The sequence below is a fragment of the Microbulbifer sp. CNSA002 genome (genome assembly GCF_047324085.1).
Classification (GTDB): domain Bacteria; phylum Pseudomonadota; class Gammaproteobacteria; order Pseudomonadales; family Cellvibrionaceae; genus Microbulbifer.
Genome location: NZ_CP172449.1, coordinates 2,481,066 through 2,497,755 on the forward strand (window position 1 = coordinate 2,481,066; position 16,690 = coordinate 2,497,755).

Annotated in this window: 14 protein-coding genes; 13 read left to right on the forward strand and 1 reads right to left on the reverse strand. The window is 50.9% G+C overall.

Annotation, left to right across the window (positions count from 1 at the left end; all coding sequences use genetic code 11):
• Window positions 1-23 precede the first annotated feature (23 nt).
• The 13 genes from gspD (at window position 24) to ACG1BZ_RS11180 (ending at window position 13,069) form a co-directional block, all read left to right on the forward strand.
• Window positions 24-2,039, forward strand: coding sequence for a type II secretion system secretin GspD (gspD, locus tag ACG1BZ_RS11120; RefSeq protein WP_413665693.1), 2,016 nt, complete (start codon window positions 24-26; stop codon window positions 2,037-2,039).
• Entirely contained in the window at window positions 2,036-3,532 is a 1,497-nt protein-coding gene (gspE, locus tag ACG1BZ_RS11125; RefSeq protein ID WP_413665694.1) for a type II secretion system ATPase GspE, read from the forward strand. Before gspD ends, gspE begins: the two co-directional genes overlap by 4 nt.
• A gap of 2 nt (window positions 3,533-3,534) precedes the next feature.
• Window positions 3,535-4,752: a type II secretion system inner membrane protein GspF gene (gene gspF, locus ACG1BZ_RS11130; protein WP_413665695.1), complete on the forward strand. Its 1,218-nt coding sequence runs from the start codon at window positions 3,535-3,537 to the stop codon at window positions 4,750-4,752.
• Window positions 4,753-5,019: 267 nt separating this feature from the next.
• Window positions 5,020-5,448, forward strand: a complete 429-nt coding sequence (gspG, locus tag ACG1BZ_RS11135; protein WP_282932708.1) for a type II secretion system major pseudopilin GspG — start codon at window positions 5,020-5,022, stop codon at window positions 5,446-5,448.
• 19 nt (window positions 5,449-5,467) lie between these two features.
• Window positions 5,468-6,034, forward strand: coding sequence for a type II secretion system minor pseudopilin GspH (gspH, locus tag ACG1BZ_RS11140; RefSeq protein ID WP_413665863.1), 567 nt, complete (start codon window positions 5,468-5,470; stop codon window positions 6,032-6,034).
• Window positions 6,024-6,395: a type II secretion system minor pseudopilin GspI gene (gene gspI, locus ACG1BZ_RS11145; RefSeq protein ID WP_413665696.1), complete on the forward strand. Its 372-nt coding sequence runs from the start codon at window positions 6,024-6,026 to the stop codon at window positions 6,393-6,395. The genes gspH and gspI overlap by 11 nt, the downstream gene beginning before the upstream one ends.
• A 5-nt stretch (window positions 6,396-6,400) precedes the next feature.
• Window positions 6,401-7,132 carry a type II secretion system protein GspJ gene (locus ACG1BZ_RS11150; protein ID WP_413665697.1) on the forward strand — a complete coding sequence of 244 codons (732 nt, stop codon included), beginning with the start codon at window positions 6,401-6,403 and terminating at the stop codon, window positions 7,130-7,132.
• Between the two features lie 3 nt (window positions 7,133-7,135).
• Window positions 7,136-8,137, forward strand: a complete 1,002-nt coding sequence (gspK, locus tag ACG1BZ_RS11155; RefSeq protein WP_413665698.1) for a type II secretion system minor pseudopilin GspK — start codon at window positions 7,136-7,138, stop codon at window positions 8,135-8,137.
• An 11-nt stretch (window positions 8,138-8,148) separates the two neighbouring features.
• Window positions 8,149-9,492 (forward strand): type II secretion system protein GspL, encoded by a 1,344-nt coding sequence (gspL, locus tag ACG1BZ_RS11160; protein ID WP_413665699.1) that lies wholly within the window; start codon window positions 8,149-8,151, stop codon window positions 9,490-9,492.
• Window positions 9,493-9,549: 57 nt separating this feature from the next.
• Window positions 9,550-10,038, forward strand: coding sequence for a type II secretion system protein GspM (gene gspM / locus ACG1BZ_RS11165; RefSeq protein ID WP_413665700.1), 489 nt, complete (start codon window positions 9,550-9,552; stop codon window positions 10,036-10,038).
• A gap of 185 nt (window positions 10,039-10,223) precedes the next feature.
• Complete coding sequence (locus ACG1BZ_RS11170; RefSeq protein WP_282932716.1) at window positions 10,224-10,496, forward strand: acetyltransferase; 273 nt, start codon at window positions 10,224-10,226, stop codon at window positions 10,494-10,496.
• Between the two features lie 109 nt (window positions 10,497-10,605).
• Window positions 10,606-10,809 carry a DUF2788 domain-containing protein gene (locus ACG1BZ_RS11175; protein WP_282932717.1) on the forward strand — a complete coding sequence of 68 codons (204 nt, stop codon included), beginning with the start codon at window positions 10,606-10,608 and terminating at the stop codon, window positions 10,807-10,809.
• Between the two features lie 46 nt (window positions 10,810-10,855).
• On the forward strand, window positions 10,856-13,069 hold the full coding sequence (locus ACG1BZ_RS11180) for a response regulator (protein WP_413665701.1): 2,214 nt from the start codon (window positions 10,856-10,858) through the stop codon (window positions 13,067-13,069).
• A 227-nt stretch (window positions 13,070-13,296) separates the two neighbouring features.
• Here the strand turns inward: ACG1BZ_RS11180 and ACG1BZ_RS11185 are convergent, their stop codons facing one another.
• Complete coding sequence (locus tag ACG1BZ_RS11185) at window positions 13,297-16,434, reverse strand: carboxypeptidase regulatory-like domain-containing protein (RefSeq protein WP_413665702.1); 3,138 nt, start codon at window positions 16,432-16,434, stop codon at window positions 13,297-13,299.
• Window positions 16,435-16,690: the final 256 nt, after the last annotated feature.

Genomic DNA, 16,690 nt, shown 5'->3' on the forward strand with positions numbered 1-16,690 from the left:
CATTTACTAGAGCCAGATAAATAATGATGAAGATGTTTTATCGACGGCTGCTTGCGGTCGGATTGAGTTTTTTTGTTTGTACTGCAACGCTGGCTCAGGGCCCGGAGCGGGTTACCCTTTCTCTCGACAATGCAGACATTCGTGATCTGATCAATTGGGCTGCTGATTTCACTGGCAAAAATATTATTGTCCACCCGAATGTTAAGGGTAAGGTCACCGTAGTTGCCGGTGACCCAATGACTCACAATGAAGCCTTTGATGTATTTATGTCGGTGCTTCAAGTCAATGGCTTTAGTTTGGTGGAACAGGGCGGAACCTGGAAAGTGGTTCCCGATGCGCTGGCCAAGCAGCAGGCGATACCTGTCGCAGATGAGACCACTCGAGCTCCCGCGGAATCCCTGGTTGTCCGCACTGTAAGGGTTGAGAACATTTCCGCTTCACAGCTGATTGCTATGTTGCGCCCGCTGATTCCGCAAACTGGGCACTTGGCTGCTTATGCTGATACCAACACTCTGATTATTGCTGACCGCGCTGCAAATATTGATCAGATTATTCGCCTGGTGAAGCAACTTGACCGCGCCGGCGCTATTGATATTGAAGTGGTGCCGTTGATGTTTGCTTCTGCGAAGGAAGTAAAGCAAGTTCTTACCGATCTGCTTCAGTCAAGTGGAGGCAAAGCGGGCAAGGAAGTGCAACCGCTGCGTATTTCTGTTGATGAACGCTCCAATAGTATTCTCCTGACCGGAGACCCTGTTACCCGCCAGCAGATTAAGACGGTAATAGGCCGTCTCGATGCACCGCTGGATGGCGAAGGCAACACCGCAGTTGTTTATATCCAGTATGCCAATGCAGCAGATCTGAAGCCTATCCTCGAGGGTATGAGTGGTAGCATCCAGAACACAGAGAAAGACCAGCAAGCGGCGAATATCGAAGTCAGCATTCAAGTTAACGAGTCGCTCAACGCACTGGTGTTAACTGCTCCTCCCGCTCTCCTTGAAACTATGAAAGGTGTTATTGCCAGGTTGGACGTGCGCAGAGCGCAGGTTTTGATTGAGGCAATTATTGTAGAGGTAGTTGAAGGTACAGGTAGCGAACTGGGTATTAGTTGGATTGCTGGTTCTGGCAGTAATGCTGTTGCCGGTTGGAATAACCAGTTAGGTACGGATTCCGATGGGGAACCCAACCCATTTTCACTTCCTGTGACTGATTTGGTGGGAGCTGGCGCATTGCACCTGGGCTACCTCAGTGGCGGTGATATCCGCGCTGCGATTAATGCCGTAGCGTCAGAGAGCAATACCAATATCCTTTCTACACCAACAATTATGGCTTTGGATAATGAAGAAGCTGAGATTTTGGTGGGCCAGAACGTACCTTTTATTACCGGTGAACAGTTGCTGTCTGGTAGTAACGATGATCCGTTTACCACCATCCAGCGTGAGGATGTGGGTACCACTCTTAAAGTGATTCCCCGTGTGAATAACAACAACTCGGTAACTCTCGAGATCGAGCAAAAGGTTGAAAACGTTTTGTCTTCTGCTACGGCTGCAGCGGAAGGTGCGTCCGATATCGTTACCAGCAAGCGTGAGATCCGCACAAAAGTATTGATCGATGATGGCGCGATCCTAGTACTGGGTGGTTTGATGGAAGATCAGGTGAATGAAACCGTGTCCAAAGTGCCTCTCCTCGGTGATATTCCCGGCATTGGTCGCTTGTTCAGAAACACTGAGAAGAGTGTTAGCAAAACTAATCTGATGGTGTTCTTGCGTCCCAGAATCCTCAGTAGTCAAGTTGCTGGCTATGAGGAAACGCGCAAGCGCTACATGGATATGCAGCAGAAGCAAATATTCCTGAAAGACCGCACCAGCCTGATCTGGGATTGGCACCGCGGTGATGTACTACCTGACCTGATGCCGCCAACAGGCACCTACAACGAGAGCCCTGCGCCAGTAGATGGTTCTATAGATGGTGCTGCCATTGAATCAGTCGAAGAAGACGTGGATGTTGAGGTTGAGGTGTTGGAGGTAGAAGAAGCTAAATGACGGCTGAAACAGGAACAGGGACTCCAGCAATTCGCCGCCTTCCTTACGCTTTCGCAAAGCGTCACAAGGTTCTGTTAACCGAGCAGGAAGGCAAACCCCTCTGCCAATATGTGGCGCCGCTGAGCCCATCAGCGGTTGCCGAAGTACAGCGCATCAGTGGTGCGGCTGTATCTTTGGAGGCTGTAGAGGAAGATGTTTTCCAGGGTGCTTTGCAGCGCCTGTATGAAAACAGGGAGGGTGGCAACCTCTCCGAAGTCGAAGGCCTGGGTGAAGACCTGGATCTTGCAGCGGTCGCCGATTCGCTGCCTGAGACTGAGGACTTGTTGGAACAGGAAGACGATGCACCTATCGTCAAATTGATCAACGCAATTTTTGCCGAATCGCTCAAGCAGGGCGCCTCGGATATTCATATTGAAACCTTTGAGAAGCGCCTCGTCGTGCGCTTCCGGGTCGATGGTGTACTTCGTGAAGTACTGCAACCCCGGCGCGCTCTGGCTCCATTGCTGGTATCCCGTATTAAAGTAATGGCAAAACTGGATATCGCCGAGAAACGCGTGCCTCAAGATGGCCGGATCTCCCTTTTGATGGCTGGCCGAGAGGTAGATGTACGTGTCTCTACCATGCCGTCATCGGCGGGTGAGCGGGTGGTAATGCGTTTGCTGGATAAGCAAGCGGGCAAAATGGACCTGAGTAAGCTGGGGATGGCAGATCGCGACTTGCGCGTGATGACAGACCTGTTGGGACATCCCCACGGCATTATCCTGGTGACCGGACCAACGGGCTCCGGTAAAACCACCACCTTGTATGCTGGCCTCGGTAGTATCAATAACCGTGAGAAGAATATTCTGACGGTCGAGGACCCGGTGGAATACAACCTGGAAGGGGTTGGACAGACTCAGGTTAATACCAAAGCTGATATGACTTTCGCCCGAGGGCTTCGCGCGATCCTGCGTCAGGACCCGGATGTAGTGATGGTCGGTGAGATTCGAGATCTGGAGACTATGCAGATTGCAATCCAGGCGAGTTTGACCGGACACTTGGTACTTTCAACCCTGCACACCAACACCGCTTTGGGTTCGGTAACCCGTCTGGTGGATATGGGAATTGAACCCTTCCTGCTGTCGTCCAGCGTGATTGGTGTTCTTGCCCAGCGCCTGGTGCGAGTTCTGTGTCCTGAATGCAAGCAACCTCATGTGGCTGACAGCAGCGAGCGTGAGGTTTTGGGCGTCGGGGCTGATGAGGAAGCCATCATCTATCGACCTAATGGCTGTGAAGAGTGTAATCACAGTGGCTATGTCGGTCGTATCGGTATCTATGAATTGGTGCCGCTCAACGAAGTGATGCGCCAATTGATCCACGATCGCGCTTCAGAGAGCAAGTTGGTTGCGGAAGCACGCAAGCTTGGCCCCAGCATCCGTGATGATGGCGTAGAGAAAGTACTAGCGGGTAGGACCTCCCTTGAGGAAGTGCTACGAGTTACGCAGGAGTCCTGATTGTGGCAGCTTTTGAGTATACAGCGCTGGCAGCATCCGGCCGCAAGAGTCGCGGTACGCTCGAGGCGGATAGCGCGCGCGCTGCGCGGCAGCAACTGCGCGCGAAAGGCATGGTGCCCCTGGAAGTCAGTGCAGCTACCGAAAAAGAAGAGAAGGGCGGCGCCAGCTTTCTATCTGGTAGCCCTGGGCTGAGTGTTAAAAACCTGGCCCTGCTAACTCGGCAGATGTCCACCTTGCTTCGAGCGGGTATTCCTCTAGAAGAAACCCTTGGGGCCATTGCCAACCAGACTCGCAACCAAAAAATCAAACGCGTGGTATTGGCTGTTCGGGGCAAAATTCTTGAAGGGCACAGTTTCGCCTTGGCCCTGAGCAGTTTTCCACGGGCATTCCCCAAACTCTATCGCGCTACGGTTGAAGCAGGGGAGCACTCTGGTCATTTGGATGCGGTGCTGGATCGCCTCGGTGACTACACGGAAGGGCAGCAGCAATTTCGGCAGAAGGTGCAGCTGGCTCTGATTTACCCAGTTGTTTTGGTATTTATCTGCGTATTGGTTGTAACCGGTTTGATGGTGTACGTGGTACCCGATGTTATCGAGGTGTTTACCGGCACCGGGCAGGTTTTGCCGCTGGCTACCCGCATCCTGGTCTCCATGAGCGATTTTATTTCTGCCTGGGGCTGGCTGGTGCCGCCGGCACTTGGGGCGCTCATTTTTGGCGCTGTGATGATGCTGCGGCGCCCGGCAATTCGATATCGCTTCCACCACCGTTTGCTGGAGCTGCCAATTATTGGCTGGATGATGCGAGGGACACAGAGTGCTCGCTATGTAGGAACCCTGGCGATTCTTACGGGCAGCAGTGTGCCGCTGGTTCAAGCCATGGGTATCGCCGGTGGAGTAATGACCAATACCTTCCTTAAAGACCGACTCGATGCGGCTCAAAAGAGCGTGCGCGAGGGCGGGAGCCTTCGTAAAGCCCTGGAAGATGTAGGCTATTTCCCACCGATGATGATCTATATGATCGCAAGTGGTGAATCTTCGGGCACTCTCGATGAAATGCTTCAGCGTGCGGCGGATTCGCAAGAGCAGGATTTGCAGGGTGCGGTAACTGCCTTTGTGAGCATCTTTGAACCTCTGATGCTGCTGATAATGGCTGCCATCGTGTTGTTCATTGTTATGGCTATTATGATGCCAATTCTGAGCATGAACGAATTGGTTGTTTAATGCTCAAATTAGGTGTAGGTCAAAGAGAAATTGCGTAGCTGCTTCAGGAGGTTGGTATGAAATCCTTGCGCAACAGCGCCGGCTTTACACTGCTAGAGGCGTCGAAGATTCTTGTTGGGCTGGGAGCGGCAGTTTTGCTGGGCATGTTGCTGCTTTAGGCTGGGGAATCGTGTAATTTACTGATTTGGTGACTTTTAAATAATTGGGGTCACGAAGGGTATCGTGACCCTTGGGGTTCCCAGAGTTAGAGTGAACTAGGAGAGAAAAATGAAAACCCTACGTAAAAGTGGTGGCTTTACCCTGATTGAAATTATGGTGGTGATCGTAATTCTCGGGGTGCTTGGTGCACTGGTTGTACCTAATGTTCTTGGCAAGACCGGCGAAGCTCGAATGAAAGCGGCCAGGGTTGACCTGAAAGCTATCGAGACTGCACTAGACCTTTATCGCATGGATAACTTTGTCTACCCCAGCTCTGATCAGGGCCTGATGGCACTGGTATCCCGCCCATCCGGCTTCCCCGAAGCGAAGAACTGGACTGAGCCCTACCTGAAGAAAGCGCCAAAAGATCCCTGGGGCTATGAATATCAGTACATCAGCCCAGGCAGTGCCGGTGCCTACGACCTATTCACCCTCGGTGCCGATGGCAAAGCGGGCGGTGAGGGCGAAGCCGCTGATATCTACGTTACTGACCTGTAACACCTGAAATTTGCACTTGATGTATAGCATCGGTCGAAGCCGTGGCTTTACGCTGATCGAACTGTTGGTAGTGATTGTCATCATCGCCTCTCTGGCGGGCATGGCGACTCTATCGATGGGGAATTCCGGCGGGCGCGTGTGGCAAAAAGAAGCCCAGCGCTTGTCGGCGCTATTGCAGTTGGTTGCGGATCGAGCCCTGATTGACAAAATGCATTACGGCGTTGTTTTTGAGCAGGGCACTTATAGCGTGGTGCATTTTGAGCAAGAAACAATGACCTGGTTGCCGATAGATTCGGTTGCGTCGGGGAGGCGTGCTGCGCGTTTTGCCACCCATGAATTGCCGGAAATCGTTCGCCTTGAAGTGATAACTGAGGCGGAGCTGCCGTCGACAGAATCCACGGAATTTGCAGAAGAGACCAATGAAGATCGAGTCGTTCCGCAATTTGTTGCCCTCTCCAGTGGAGAGGTACTTCCCGTGGAAGTTGCCATGTACCTTGTTGAGAATGGCGACGACGTTCGAGGTGCGACTATTTCTTACACCAGCCTGAACGGATTGCAGCTAGAGTGGCAGGCCGATGAATTTTAAGGGTGCTCAACGCGGCTTTACCTTGATTGAGACATTGGTTGCTCTATTTATGTTCGGCATCATTGCCATCGCTGTTTTGGGGGCAATGCAGGGTAGTGTTCATAAGCAGCGGATGATGGAAGATCGCCTAGCGGCAAACTGGGTCGCCCAGCAGGTACTTTCCCAAGTTCGTGTTCAAACTCCTTGGCCTCCTATAGGCGAACAAACAGATCAGGTGACACTTGGGCAGAGGGAGTGGGAGGTGAGGGCCCGTGTGGAAGCCACCACTAATGAGCGCTTGCGCCATATTATTATTGAGGTTGGCCACCTGGACGCAGAAAACCCAACCTTGACCCTGGATGCCTGGGCGGCGGAGGAATAGCGAGTATGCCTGTACGCCTTCCCAGTCAGTCGGGTTTTACCCTCGTTGAAGTCCTTGTCGTTTTAGTTCTCGTTGCCATTATCAGTGTCGGTTGCTTCTCACTATTGGGACTCTTCTTTGACACTGAAGAGGTGGTAGATCAGAGAGCGGAACAACTGCGCCGTTTCTCCATGGCGATGTATCGCATTGACAATGATTTTCGGCAGATCACAGCTCGTGCAGTTAAGAATGCCTATAGCGGCTATGAGCACGCTCTGCGTGGTGACGAGGATGAATTGGAATTTACACGCCTTGGTGCAGCTAATCTCACCGGCGAACCTCGTGGAGAGCTATTGCGTTTGAGTTATAGCCTTGGTTACTCCGAGGACCTTGAAAGCGACTCCTTGACAATCGGTGTTGAAGGGGAGGATGAGGATATCGGCGGATTGCTACTACGCAGCCGTTGGCAGGTTCTGGATCGATCCCCAGATTCTGAGTCTATTGCCGAACCCCTTCTTATGGGGGTTGAAAGCTTGACTCTTCAATACCTGGACCCAGACAGTGATGCCTGGGTTGCCCAGTGGCCGCCGGTTAGCACTACCAACTCCACGACCAGTGCTGATATACGTCTTCCCAAAGCGATTGAATTTGTGATTATCACCCGACAGTACGGAGAGGTTCGCCGCGTATTCCAACTCTTGCCTGCCGAGACTAATGGCTCTACCAGTAACCCGCCTAATGGCTCTCCAGGTACTTAGACAATGACGAGTAGAGTAATACCGGTACCGATAGCGCGCCAAACAGGAGTTGCTTTGATTGTTGTGTTGCTGGTGATGGTGATCGCTATTTCAGCGGTAACTCACTCCATAATGCGCGATCAAGTTTCGATCTCCCGTAGTGGAGCCTTGCTTGCCAATACTCAGCTTGCTGAGTTTGTCGAAGCCGCAGAAGCCTGGACGCGTGTATCTCTATTAGAGGACTTTGAAGAAGATCAGGATGCTAACGAAAATGTAGATCACAGTTTGGAACCCTGGGCGTTTCCCGTTCTACAATTCAATCCCGATAACGGAAAAATTCGGATGAATATCAAGGACTTACATTCATGTTTTAATGTGAATAATTTATCCGATAGCAGTAATAACGATCAGTTCGAGATCTTTCAGCGCCTGGTGAATAACACTACAGGGAAGTCAGATCTCGCTAAGTCAATTGCAGACTGGGTGGACGATGGCGATACCCCTCGAACGTCGGGGACAGAGGATGACGGCTATTTGGGCAGGGAACTCGCCCATCGCACACCAGATATGATGATCAGTGATACTTCTGAGTTGTCATCGGTAGTGGATATGGAGCTGGAGGACTGGCAGAAACTGGAACCTTTCATTTGTGCCCTCCCGGAGACAGGAACCCTGGTAAATATCAACACTGCTTCTGAGGAGCTGATCGAGGCGATTGAGCCTTCCGCAAGTGTTTCCAAGTTGGTGCAACTCCGCGAGTCGGGCGGCTATATCAGTGACTCGAGTGAATATGCGGATTATGGCATTGCTAATTCCGGGCCTTTTACCCTTCAAAGCCAGCACTTTCTGGCGCGTATTGCTGTCCAACTCGGGGACGATGGAGATTACCGGCAGTATTGGGAGTCCGCCCTGGTTCGGAACAGTACAGATGGCAAGGTTCGGGTGCGCCAGCGCCAGCGCCGGGCCTTTTCTGGTCAAATGATGCAGGAGTTGCTCGAGTACGAAAGCACTGAAGAGAGCGAATAGTTAGAAATTGTATGTTTAAAAAGAAAAGCATTAACGAGATTGAAGCCCCTACAGCGCCTCCTCAGTCGTCTCTGGTTCTGCTGCGGCTGAGCGAAACTGCTGACCTGACTCTGCGCTTGCATCAGTGGCAAGAGGGTAATTGGCAACAAGTAGCCTTGGATTCAGAATTTGCTCAGGCATTTAATCCCGAATTTGAAGCTGTCGAAGAGCAGCCTGAATTCCCTCAGCTCAACCTTCCTGAGGGAGCCAAAGCGCTACTGATGGTGCCTGGTAACTGGGTATGGAGCGGTCTCGAAACTATACCTAAGGCAGCTCGTCGCCAGGCAAGTGCCATTGGTTACATGGTTGAGGAGCATTTAGCCCAGGATGTCGAGGACTTACACTTTGCCTGCAGACCCCGCACCGGTGATCTCTGCAGCGTATACGCCATTGATGTTGAAAAAATAGAAGCACTTCACTCCCAGTTGGAGCGGCTCCAGTGGCCGCTGGCTGCTGTAGTGCCGGAGTATGAATTACTTAGCTTGATCGAAGGTGACATTCGCCTGTGGCTGGATGGTGGCCAAGCGCATATCTGGAAAGGTGCCGGGCAGGGTCTAACTGTTAATCGCGATTTTTTACAACCTCTTCTCGGTTCGCTATTAGTTGATGAAGGTGGTGAATCTGAAAGCGAAGACGATTCTGAAAGCGGCGAGCCGATTGATAACAAACAGGTAGTACTGCTGGGGGCTGGCGAGCAGGATGGGCTGCTGATTGCTGAGTTGGAATCCCAGTTTGGCGATGGCTTACAGCTAAACCAGCGCTCAGCGGAAGAAGTCTTTGTTGAACGGTTCAAGCTGGGGCTGCTAACAAACTTGCTAACTGGAGATTATCAGTTATCGAGTAATAAGAGCGCTGCGGTTTGGTGGATGCGCCCGGCTAAAGTTGCTGCCGCCTGTTTTGTTATCCAGCTACTGTTTTTTGTCGGTGCCGGTGCTTTTTACCAGTGGAAGGGCAACCAGTCTGAAGAGCAGGCCCGGGCGATGTTTACGGAATTGTTCCCGAATACTCGACCGTCTGCCCAGATGCGCCGACAGCTTGAAGGTTTCCTGAAAGGCGCGGGTAATCAGGGTGGTGCTTTCTCTACCCAGATGCAGCAGTTGAGCAAAGTCTGGATTGCTCACAAAGGGGGCGCATTAAAATTACAGTCCCTTCGTTTTGATGGCCAGCGTGGAGAAATGGTGTTGCAGCTTCAGGCAGAAAACCTGTCTGATCTCGATGCATTTGTCAGCAAGCTATCTGGCGGTGGGATCAAGGCGGACCTGTTAGGTGCGAACGAGTTGAAAAAAGGCGTTTCAGGCCGTATTCGCTTACGTTAGAGCCAGCGGTTTATATAAAGCAGCCAGGCGTAAGAAGAGATTGGTGGTAGCAATATAATGAAAGAACAGATCGAACAGTGGCGCCAGAAATGGCAGGCACTTCCGCCCAATGACCAGAGAGCCTTGGGTTTGCTGAGTATATTCGGAGCCGTAATTTTTATAGTTTATGGCCTGTATTCCCCGGCAAAGGGCTTCTTTGATGAGTCCCGCTTGCGAGCGGAAGAAAATCGTGAGCTGGTTAACTGGATGGAGGGCCAGCGTCCGACGCTGGAGCGAATAAAGCCCGCAGGCGGTGGTGCTGGCGGTGCTTCAGGTACTCTTTTGCAGCGCGTTACTGGTGCGGCAAAACAAAACCAGATTGTGATTAAGCGCTTTGAGCCTGAGGGTGAAAACCGCATCCGATTGTGGATTGAAGAAGTCCGTTATCAGGATTTGCAACCCTGGTTGAATCGCCTAATGCAGGAGAAAATGGCTGTTCGCACGATTAATCTGGATGCCCTTGCCGATGAAGGTATGGTCTCCGCTCGATTGACGATCGAAGGCTAGTAACCTCCCTACTGACAGGCTCGAATATAGAACTCGGGCCTGCTTCTCCCCAGTAACCACCCCTTAAGTACACTCGAATATCGACGCTCCCATTCGTGCGGCCCCCCACAGAAGTCGGGCGGTTTTAGGCGGAAATGTCATCTTTAGCCCTATACTGGATTAGTAACGAGGAAAAAGGTGCCACTATGCTTTTTAAAGACATATCCACCAAGCATTTGGTAGAAGTGGCTGATATCGTCACACTCTCGAATCCCTACGAGCTGACTGTGGTAGGCCGTTATTTGTGGGGTGAAGAGATTCAGGACCCAGAAGTCTTCGATAAAACTGACTTATGCTTCCTCTCTGGTGAGCCACTTCCTAGATGCTGGCATGATAGCCGCTACCGGGATAAAGAGGTTCGCAGGCTTCGTTGCGGCACTCACGCTTCAGAGGATGGCGACTACTATCAGGGTGCTTGAATTTATAGTTTTACCAAATGGTACGGTGGTCGACTAGATTTTGCCAATGACTTACCAGTTGCCCTTAAGCACTGTACAATGCGCGCCAATTTTTTAAGCGAATGCACGCATGACATTTGAGCAGTTTGAAGAGTATTCCCTGTGGTTGGGAATCGGTGCACTAATTCTATTTATGGTGTTTATTGTTTGGAACCTGGCAAAAGACTCCAAGGCTGGTAGATTTGGGACGTTTATTCTGTTCCTTGCTCTGGGGCTTGGATTGCTGGGATTTCTAATAAAGACCGTTTTGGTTGAAGTACTCGGGATAGGCTAGGGAGCTTCAATGGCACCGGATACCCAGTCTCTCAGGGAAGGTCGCAATGTCTATATTTGATCGCCCTGAACTTAAGGTTCAAAAAGACAGACGTATTTGCCGCGCAACTGACATGCGTATCGCCAAATATACCCGGCGCGGCATGGTGCTCTCCCTTTTTGCATTTCTGATCGCAGCCTCTATTGGAGATATGCGCCTAGAAGCTCCGCGCCTGTTATTAACAATGGGAATCGGCCTGGTAGTACTAACCCTGATTAGGGGCTACTACGTTTTTCGCTTCGACCACCTGTATGGCTCGGGACCAAATCGTTGGCGCAATCGTTACTTTCTGTTCTCGATTATCGGCTCAGCCTGGTGGGGCATTACCTTATTTTACTTTGTCTACTTAATGGGGTTTGCGCCTGAGACCCACTTCCTGTGGATCTATTCGGTAATCTTTTGCTCCAGTGTTACCACCGTATTTTCTCCCTACCATCGTTTCCTGACTTGGTTCACCGCAACCTCACTACTGCCAGCAGCGCTAATGGCACTGTTCTCGGGCATGATTCTGGGGACCATCTACGGAACTCTCACCCTCGCTTTTATTTGGCTGACTGCCCACCAGGGCCGTCGTGAATCGGAGAACTATTGGGAGCGTTTGTCTGCGATGCAGGAACTGCAACAAAGAGCGAGTAGCCTGGCTGCAGCCCGCAAACACTCTGAAGCTGCAGTTGAACTGACCAATGAGTTTATTGCCAATATCGGCCAGGAATTCCGCAGCCAGCTGTCTGATTCCCTTGGTGCCTTAGCGCTGCTCGAAGCTGAGCCATTGAGTGACCGTCAGCGCGAATGGGTAGAGCTGGCCAAGGTTGCCAGTAGCCAGCAACTCAAACTGGTTGATAATGTGGGCTTGTTTACCCGGGTGGCTCGCAAAGATATTCGGTTGCGCCAGGGGCCCTTTAACCTGGTCAAGACTGTAGAAAAATCATTCAAGTTTGCAGCGAGAGCTGCCCACAGTCAGGAGTTAGAATTTAACTTCCAGATTGATGACAATCTCCCGGTGATGGTGACAGGGGATAATCGCAAAACGGCCCAGCTGATTCGCAATCTGGTGGACTCCGCTACTGGCATTGCCCAAAGAGGCGAGCTGTGGGGTGAGGTATCTTATAACCCGATCACCACGGTAGAAGGGCAGCTCTCGATCACTTTGATGGATGATGGGCGCGGTGAGATATTGCCGGACGAGAGCGAACTTTTCGGTGCCTTCTCCCGTATGGATACCACCCAGGTAACTACAGGTCTCGGACTCTCGATTGCTAAAGGCCTAGCCGAAGCAATGGGCGGTTACCTTCAACTGCATTCAACCCCAGATGGCAACCGCTATCAGGTGGTGATCAAGTATTCCACCGAGCCAAACCAACGAACCTACCTCACACCGGACAGAAAGTTACAGGATATTGAAGTCCTGTTAATTCATCAGAAAGGCCTATTTATTTCAGGTTTGGTGCAGGTGCTGCGTTCTTTTGGGATGGATGTAAAGTCCATCCGCTGGTGTGAAGGTTGTGAGTGCGAAGTCCAGCAGCTGCTTCGCCAAGCGGTAGAACGCAACCAATTGGTAATGATGGCACCGGCAATGGGGGATTCGACTCTTTTCGAATCCATTACGCCTTTCTTTGAAGAGTCCCAAGAAGCAAGTGATAAAGAGAGTCGCCTGGTATGCCTGGGCGGCTTTGGCCAGAAAAGTGAGTTTGCTCACCTGCAGCAACTCTTACCATCGGCACAGTATCTGAGTCGACCGGTGACCCGTAAAGAACTGCACGATGCGTTAGTGGGATTACTGTTTGGCGGTGCGAAAAGAAGTTGTCGAAGAGTGGTTACCGGTGGGGCGGATCAGCCGCGTCACTACTCTTTGTTGTTGGTGGAGGAGTCTAGGCCTCATCAATGGGTGACTGAGGAAATGCTTCAGGCCCTGGGTTACCAGGTAGATATAGCGGTAGATGCGGATGATGCTTTAGTTCGCTTGTCTGAAGGTCATTATGATTTGGTGTTAGTGGACTGCCAGCAAAATACGGATCATAGTGCGCAGATTATCGAGATACTGCGTCGCTGGGAGTCTGAGCACCGCCCGGATGATCGCCTGCCTATTGTTGCTGTAACCAGCACTACTGAAGAGCAATTTGAGGGCCGTTGCCTGGCAGCAGGTATGGATGATTTTCTGACTAAGCCTCTGAGCAAGGATCTTCTTCGGGAAACCTTGGCGCGTTGGCTGGGTAGTGCTTAGCTTACTGATCTTGCTTTGATATTCGATAAAAAAACCGCACTTCAGTGCGGTTTTTTTATTTCCCATTTACTCAAGGTGGGCGTCTTGTGGCTTTGGAAGTTGAGAAAAGTGCTATTCCAAAGCCTCATTATCAGTCGCTATTGAAATGATCGGCACCGAGAAACGGTTTTTGGTTAGGGAAATAGGAATGGCCGCAGCAAATGCTGCGGCATTCGACAAAGTGTGGGTTAGAACTCGTAGCGAATTCCCATACGAGCACTCCATAGAGAGGCATCGGTCACTCGGGTTTGCCCCGCTGGATCCAGGAATTCCTCAAATACGTAGCGCCCTTGGTCATCGATACTGGCCGTTACCGCTGACTGATAGCGAGGGAATCCGCCCTCATACATAACACCCCATTCGTCATTCAGCAGGTTGCCCAGGTTTTCAATAACAAAGTACGCATTAACCCGGTCTTCCGCGCGCCACCCCGGTAGTTGTTGGTCGATACGCAAATCGAACTTGGTCCACCAATCACTGTTAAGTGAATTGCGTTCCATAGTCCCGCTATCCAGGTCTTCAGAGTCAACCCAGGCGAAGAAGGCCTCAGTATCGAAGTCATCTGCAAATACAACATTGGCATCATCGGTGCCCGTGGGTACGTAGAGTAGGCCTCGACCCCAGCCCGCATCACCAAAGATCTGATCACCAAACGTGTAGCTGTAAGGAATGCCTTCATTGGCAGAACCAAACAAGGTGAATCGTGTTTCGTAGCCTGAGAAAAACTCTTGGGTGTAATCCAACTTCAAAGTGAAGCGATGGGGAACTACATAGTTTGATGTTGCAGTGCCTGGATTCTGTACATCAGCGGTAGCGATTTTGGTGTAATTGGAGTAAGCCACTGAGCTGGTCATGGGGTTAACATCTTCAGCTTCGGTGAAGGCATAGCCAAGGGCAATACTCAGGCCAAAATCAAAAGACTTGCTGAGGCCGAGAGAAAGTACGCTGGAATAACCGGAGTCGCCATCCACATTGGTCAGCATGAAGTCTTCGCTGCGACCATTGGCACTGCCGTAAATCGGGCGCCCATCAGCAGTCGAGTCAACTTGCTCAAGAGAGATATCTTGAATAATTGCGGCATCTTGATAATCGCTGTACAAATAGTCTATAGATGCTAAATAACCGGATTCAAATTCGTAGCTACCGCCGATTGCATACTTCCAGATGGATGGCAGTTCAAAATCTGGATCCATCAGGTTGACCCCACCTACAGAACCATCACTACTTGCGACCATATCATAGAGGTCTTGTGGGATTTCATAGATCGGATCGCCGTTATTGGTCCAATCCATATCAAATAGGGGGGTGCCGCTTCTATCTTGGGCTTCGATTTGCAGAACACCATTATTTGAGTAGTTATTGGAAATCCATACATTGGGATTCCCACCGGAGTAAAGGCCGATACCACCGTGTAACTCCAGGCTATCGTTAAGGTTCCAGCTTAGGCCCAGGCGGGGCTGTAACAGGTCCAGGCCATCCATATTGTGCTGGTTGGAAAAGCCATAAGTAGAGGTTATGTCTGCGTTAGCTACTGGCTTGTCATCACTGCTATAGCGGTCGTAGCGCAGTCCCGCAACCACTGTCAGGTCCAGATTTGCGAAGGTGTATTCGTCCTGTGCGTAGAGTGTATCGATGCTGTAACTGAATTCAGCGGCGGCGTCTAAAATATGGTTGGAGCCAGCTGCATTCTCATAAGTAATACGGTTGGCAGTCCCAGCTTCAAAAGCTTCGATGCTATCGAAACGGTATTCTCCTGCAGCCTCCTGTATAAACAGGTTGTAGACCTCGAAGTTTTCATGTTCATAGCCGGCGGTTATGTTGTGTTCACCCAACAGCAATTTACCGGCGAGCTTAAATGTCAGGTTTTCATAGCTCAGCTTGTTGGCATGGCGAGAATCATCAGCACCTAGATAGACTGTCGCACGGGAGTCATTGCCGTCGTTGTCATGATCGTTGTAAGTGGTGATTTGAACTTCACCGAAGTCAGTTCCGCCCAGGGAGTTTTGGCGGTTGTCCAAATCGGAGTAGCCAATTTTCATCTCTGTAGAAAATATGTCACTCCAATCAGAGAAAAGCTGTGCCACATAGGAGTTTAATTCGGCTCCGCGCTTGTAGTAGTGGTTGGACAATTCCAGCTCATCGGGGTCACTGTCGGCCTCGGCTATAGAGAAACCGTCGTTGTAGTTGTAAGTAAATGCAGCGCGGTGGTCGTCAGAGATATTCCAATCAAGTTTCACCAATAGCTTTTCGTCTTCTTCTGGAATACTGGTGGGTAGGCTTCCTGGATTGTAGCCATAGACTTCGTTTGAAATACGAACAATCTCATCGAGCTGCTCCTGGGAAACCCCCTGGACTTCGGTGGCAGAACTACTCCCTGCCGGCCCCCGGTCAAAAGTGGCAACGCCTTCCAGCTTTTCATAGGCAGCAAAGAAAAAGAGTTTATCTTCGATAATGGCTCCACCGAGAGTTGCGTTGTAGCGCTTCTCATCAAAGCTGGCCACATCGATATCGTCACCTTCCAGGGAGTCACCACGGAAACCATCATCGGTGTAGTCGTAGAAAAATGAACCATGCCACTCATTGGTGCCGGACTTGGTCACTGCGTTGATATTACAAGCGCTGAAACCGCCGTACTGAACATCGAACGGCGCCAGTTCGACGGCGACATGATCGATAGCATCATACGAGAACGGCATACGTTCAGTGGGGTAGCCATTGCTATTCAGGCCGAAGTTGTCATTCATGCGTACGCCATCAACCGTAAGGCTATTGAAGCGAGGGTTGGCGCCGGCGCACTGGATAGCATCAACATTGGCTTCATCCACATAAACTCGTGGATCGAGACGTAGCACATCCTTGATATCGCGATTAATGGAAGGGGCGCTGGCAAGGTCGTCACTGTTAAAGTGCGAAGATGGACCTACAGCTAAGCGGGAGGTGCTGAGCGCTTGTCCTAATACGGTTACTTCTTCCAGATTGCTAGTGCCGAGGGTTAGGCTCAGAGGGAGGATATCACCAACGGAAAGGTAGATATCTTCAATAACTCGCTGGCCTTCCTCGGAATCGATGGTGACGGTGTAGGGGCCACCCACTCGCAGGCCACTCAGGTTAAATTGCCCCGCGTCGCTGACTTCTACTTCACGGCGGCTATTGGAGGGGGTGTGAACCACTGTTACAGTCGCATTGGTAATTGCTTGACCGTTGCTTGCGGAAATAGAGCCGCGAATGCCGGCTGCAGTTTCCTGTGCCTGAGATACCTGCGCCATACTGGCAACAGAAATAATTGCCGCAGATAGTAATACGCGCGGGAACAGAGAAGGTTTCATAGGGTTTTCCTGGTCTAAAGAATTGCCAACTCAAGTGGCCCAAGTAGTTATCGAGTTTTGCTCTTGCAACTTAGGTTCCAAGTTCCAATGGAGACTGTTATGTGATTTTTATTGGGTACCGTCTAAGAGCTGAAGCGATTATGTAGTGCACATATAAATAAATTATTACAGCCGTGAACTTGTCACATACTGGCGTTAAAGTACGCAGCAAATTCACTCTGGCGGACATGCCCAATGAGCATACGATTGATAATTG

Excerpts from the sequence above, each read along its gene's own strand:
- gspD (WP_413665693.1), top strand. The coding sequence starts at position 24 with ATGATGAAGATGTTTTATCGACGGCTGCTTGCGGTCGGATTGAGTTTT.
- gspE (WP_413665694.1), top strand. The coding sequence starts at position 2,036 with ATGACGGCTGAAACAGGAACAGGGACTCCAGCAATTCGCCGCCTTCCT.
- gspG (WP_282932708.1), top strand. The coding sequence starts at position 5,020 with ATGAAAACCCTACGTAAAAGTGGTGGCTTTACCCTGATTGAAATTATG.
- gspH (WP_413665863.1), top strand. The coding sequence starts at position 5,468 with ATGTATAGCATCGGTCGAAGCCGTGGCTTTACGCTGATCGAACTGTTG.
- gspI (WP_413665696.1), top strand. The coding sequence starts at position 6,024 with ATGAATTTTAAGGGTGCTCAACGCGGCTTTACCTTGATTGAGACATTG.
- ACG1BZ_RS11150 (WP_413665697.1), top strand. The coding sequence starts at position 6,401 with ATGCCTGTACGCCTTCCCAGTCAGTCGGGTTTTACCCTCGTTGAAGTC.
- gspK (WP_413665698.1), top strand. The coding sequence starts at position 7,136 with ATGACGAGTAGAGTAATACCGGTACCGATAGCGCGCCAAACAGGAGTT.
- gspL (WP_413665699.1), top strand. The coding sequence starts at position 8,149 with ATGTTTAAAAAGAAAAGCATTAACGAGATTGAAGCCCCTACAGCGCCT.
- gspM (WP_413665700.1), top strand. The coding sequence starts at position 9,550 with ATGAAAGAACAGATCGAACAGTGGCGCCAGAAATGGCAGGCACTTCCG.
- ACG1BZ_RS11170 (WP_282932716.1), top strand. The coding sequence starts at position 10,224 with ATGCTTTTTAAAGACATATCCACCAAGCATTTGGTAGAAGTGGCTGAT.
- ACG1BZ_RS11175 (WP_282932717.1), top strand. The coding sequence starts at position 10,606 with ATGACATTTGAGCAGTTTGAAGAGTATTCCCTGTGGTTGGGAATCGGT.
- ACG1BZ_RS11180 (WP_413665701.1), top strand. The coding sequence starts at position 10,856 with ATGTCTATATTTGATCGCCCTGAACTTAAGGTTCAAAAAGACAGACGT.
- ACG1BZ_RS11185 (WP_413665702.1), bottom strand. The coding sequence starts at position 16,434 with ATGAAACCTTCTCTGTTCCCGCGCGTATTACTATCTGCGGCAATTATT.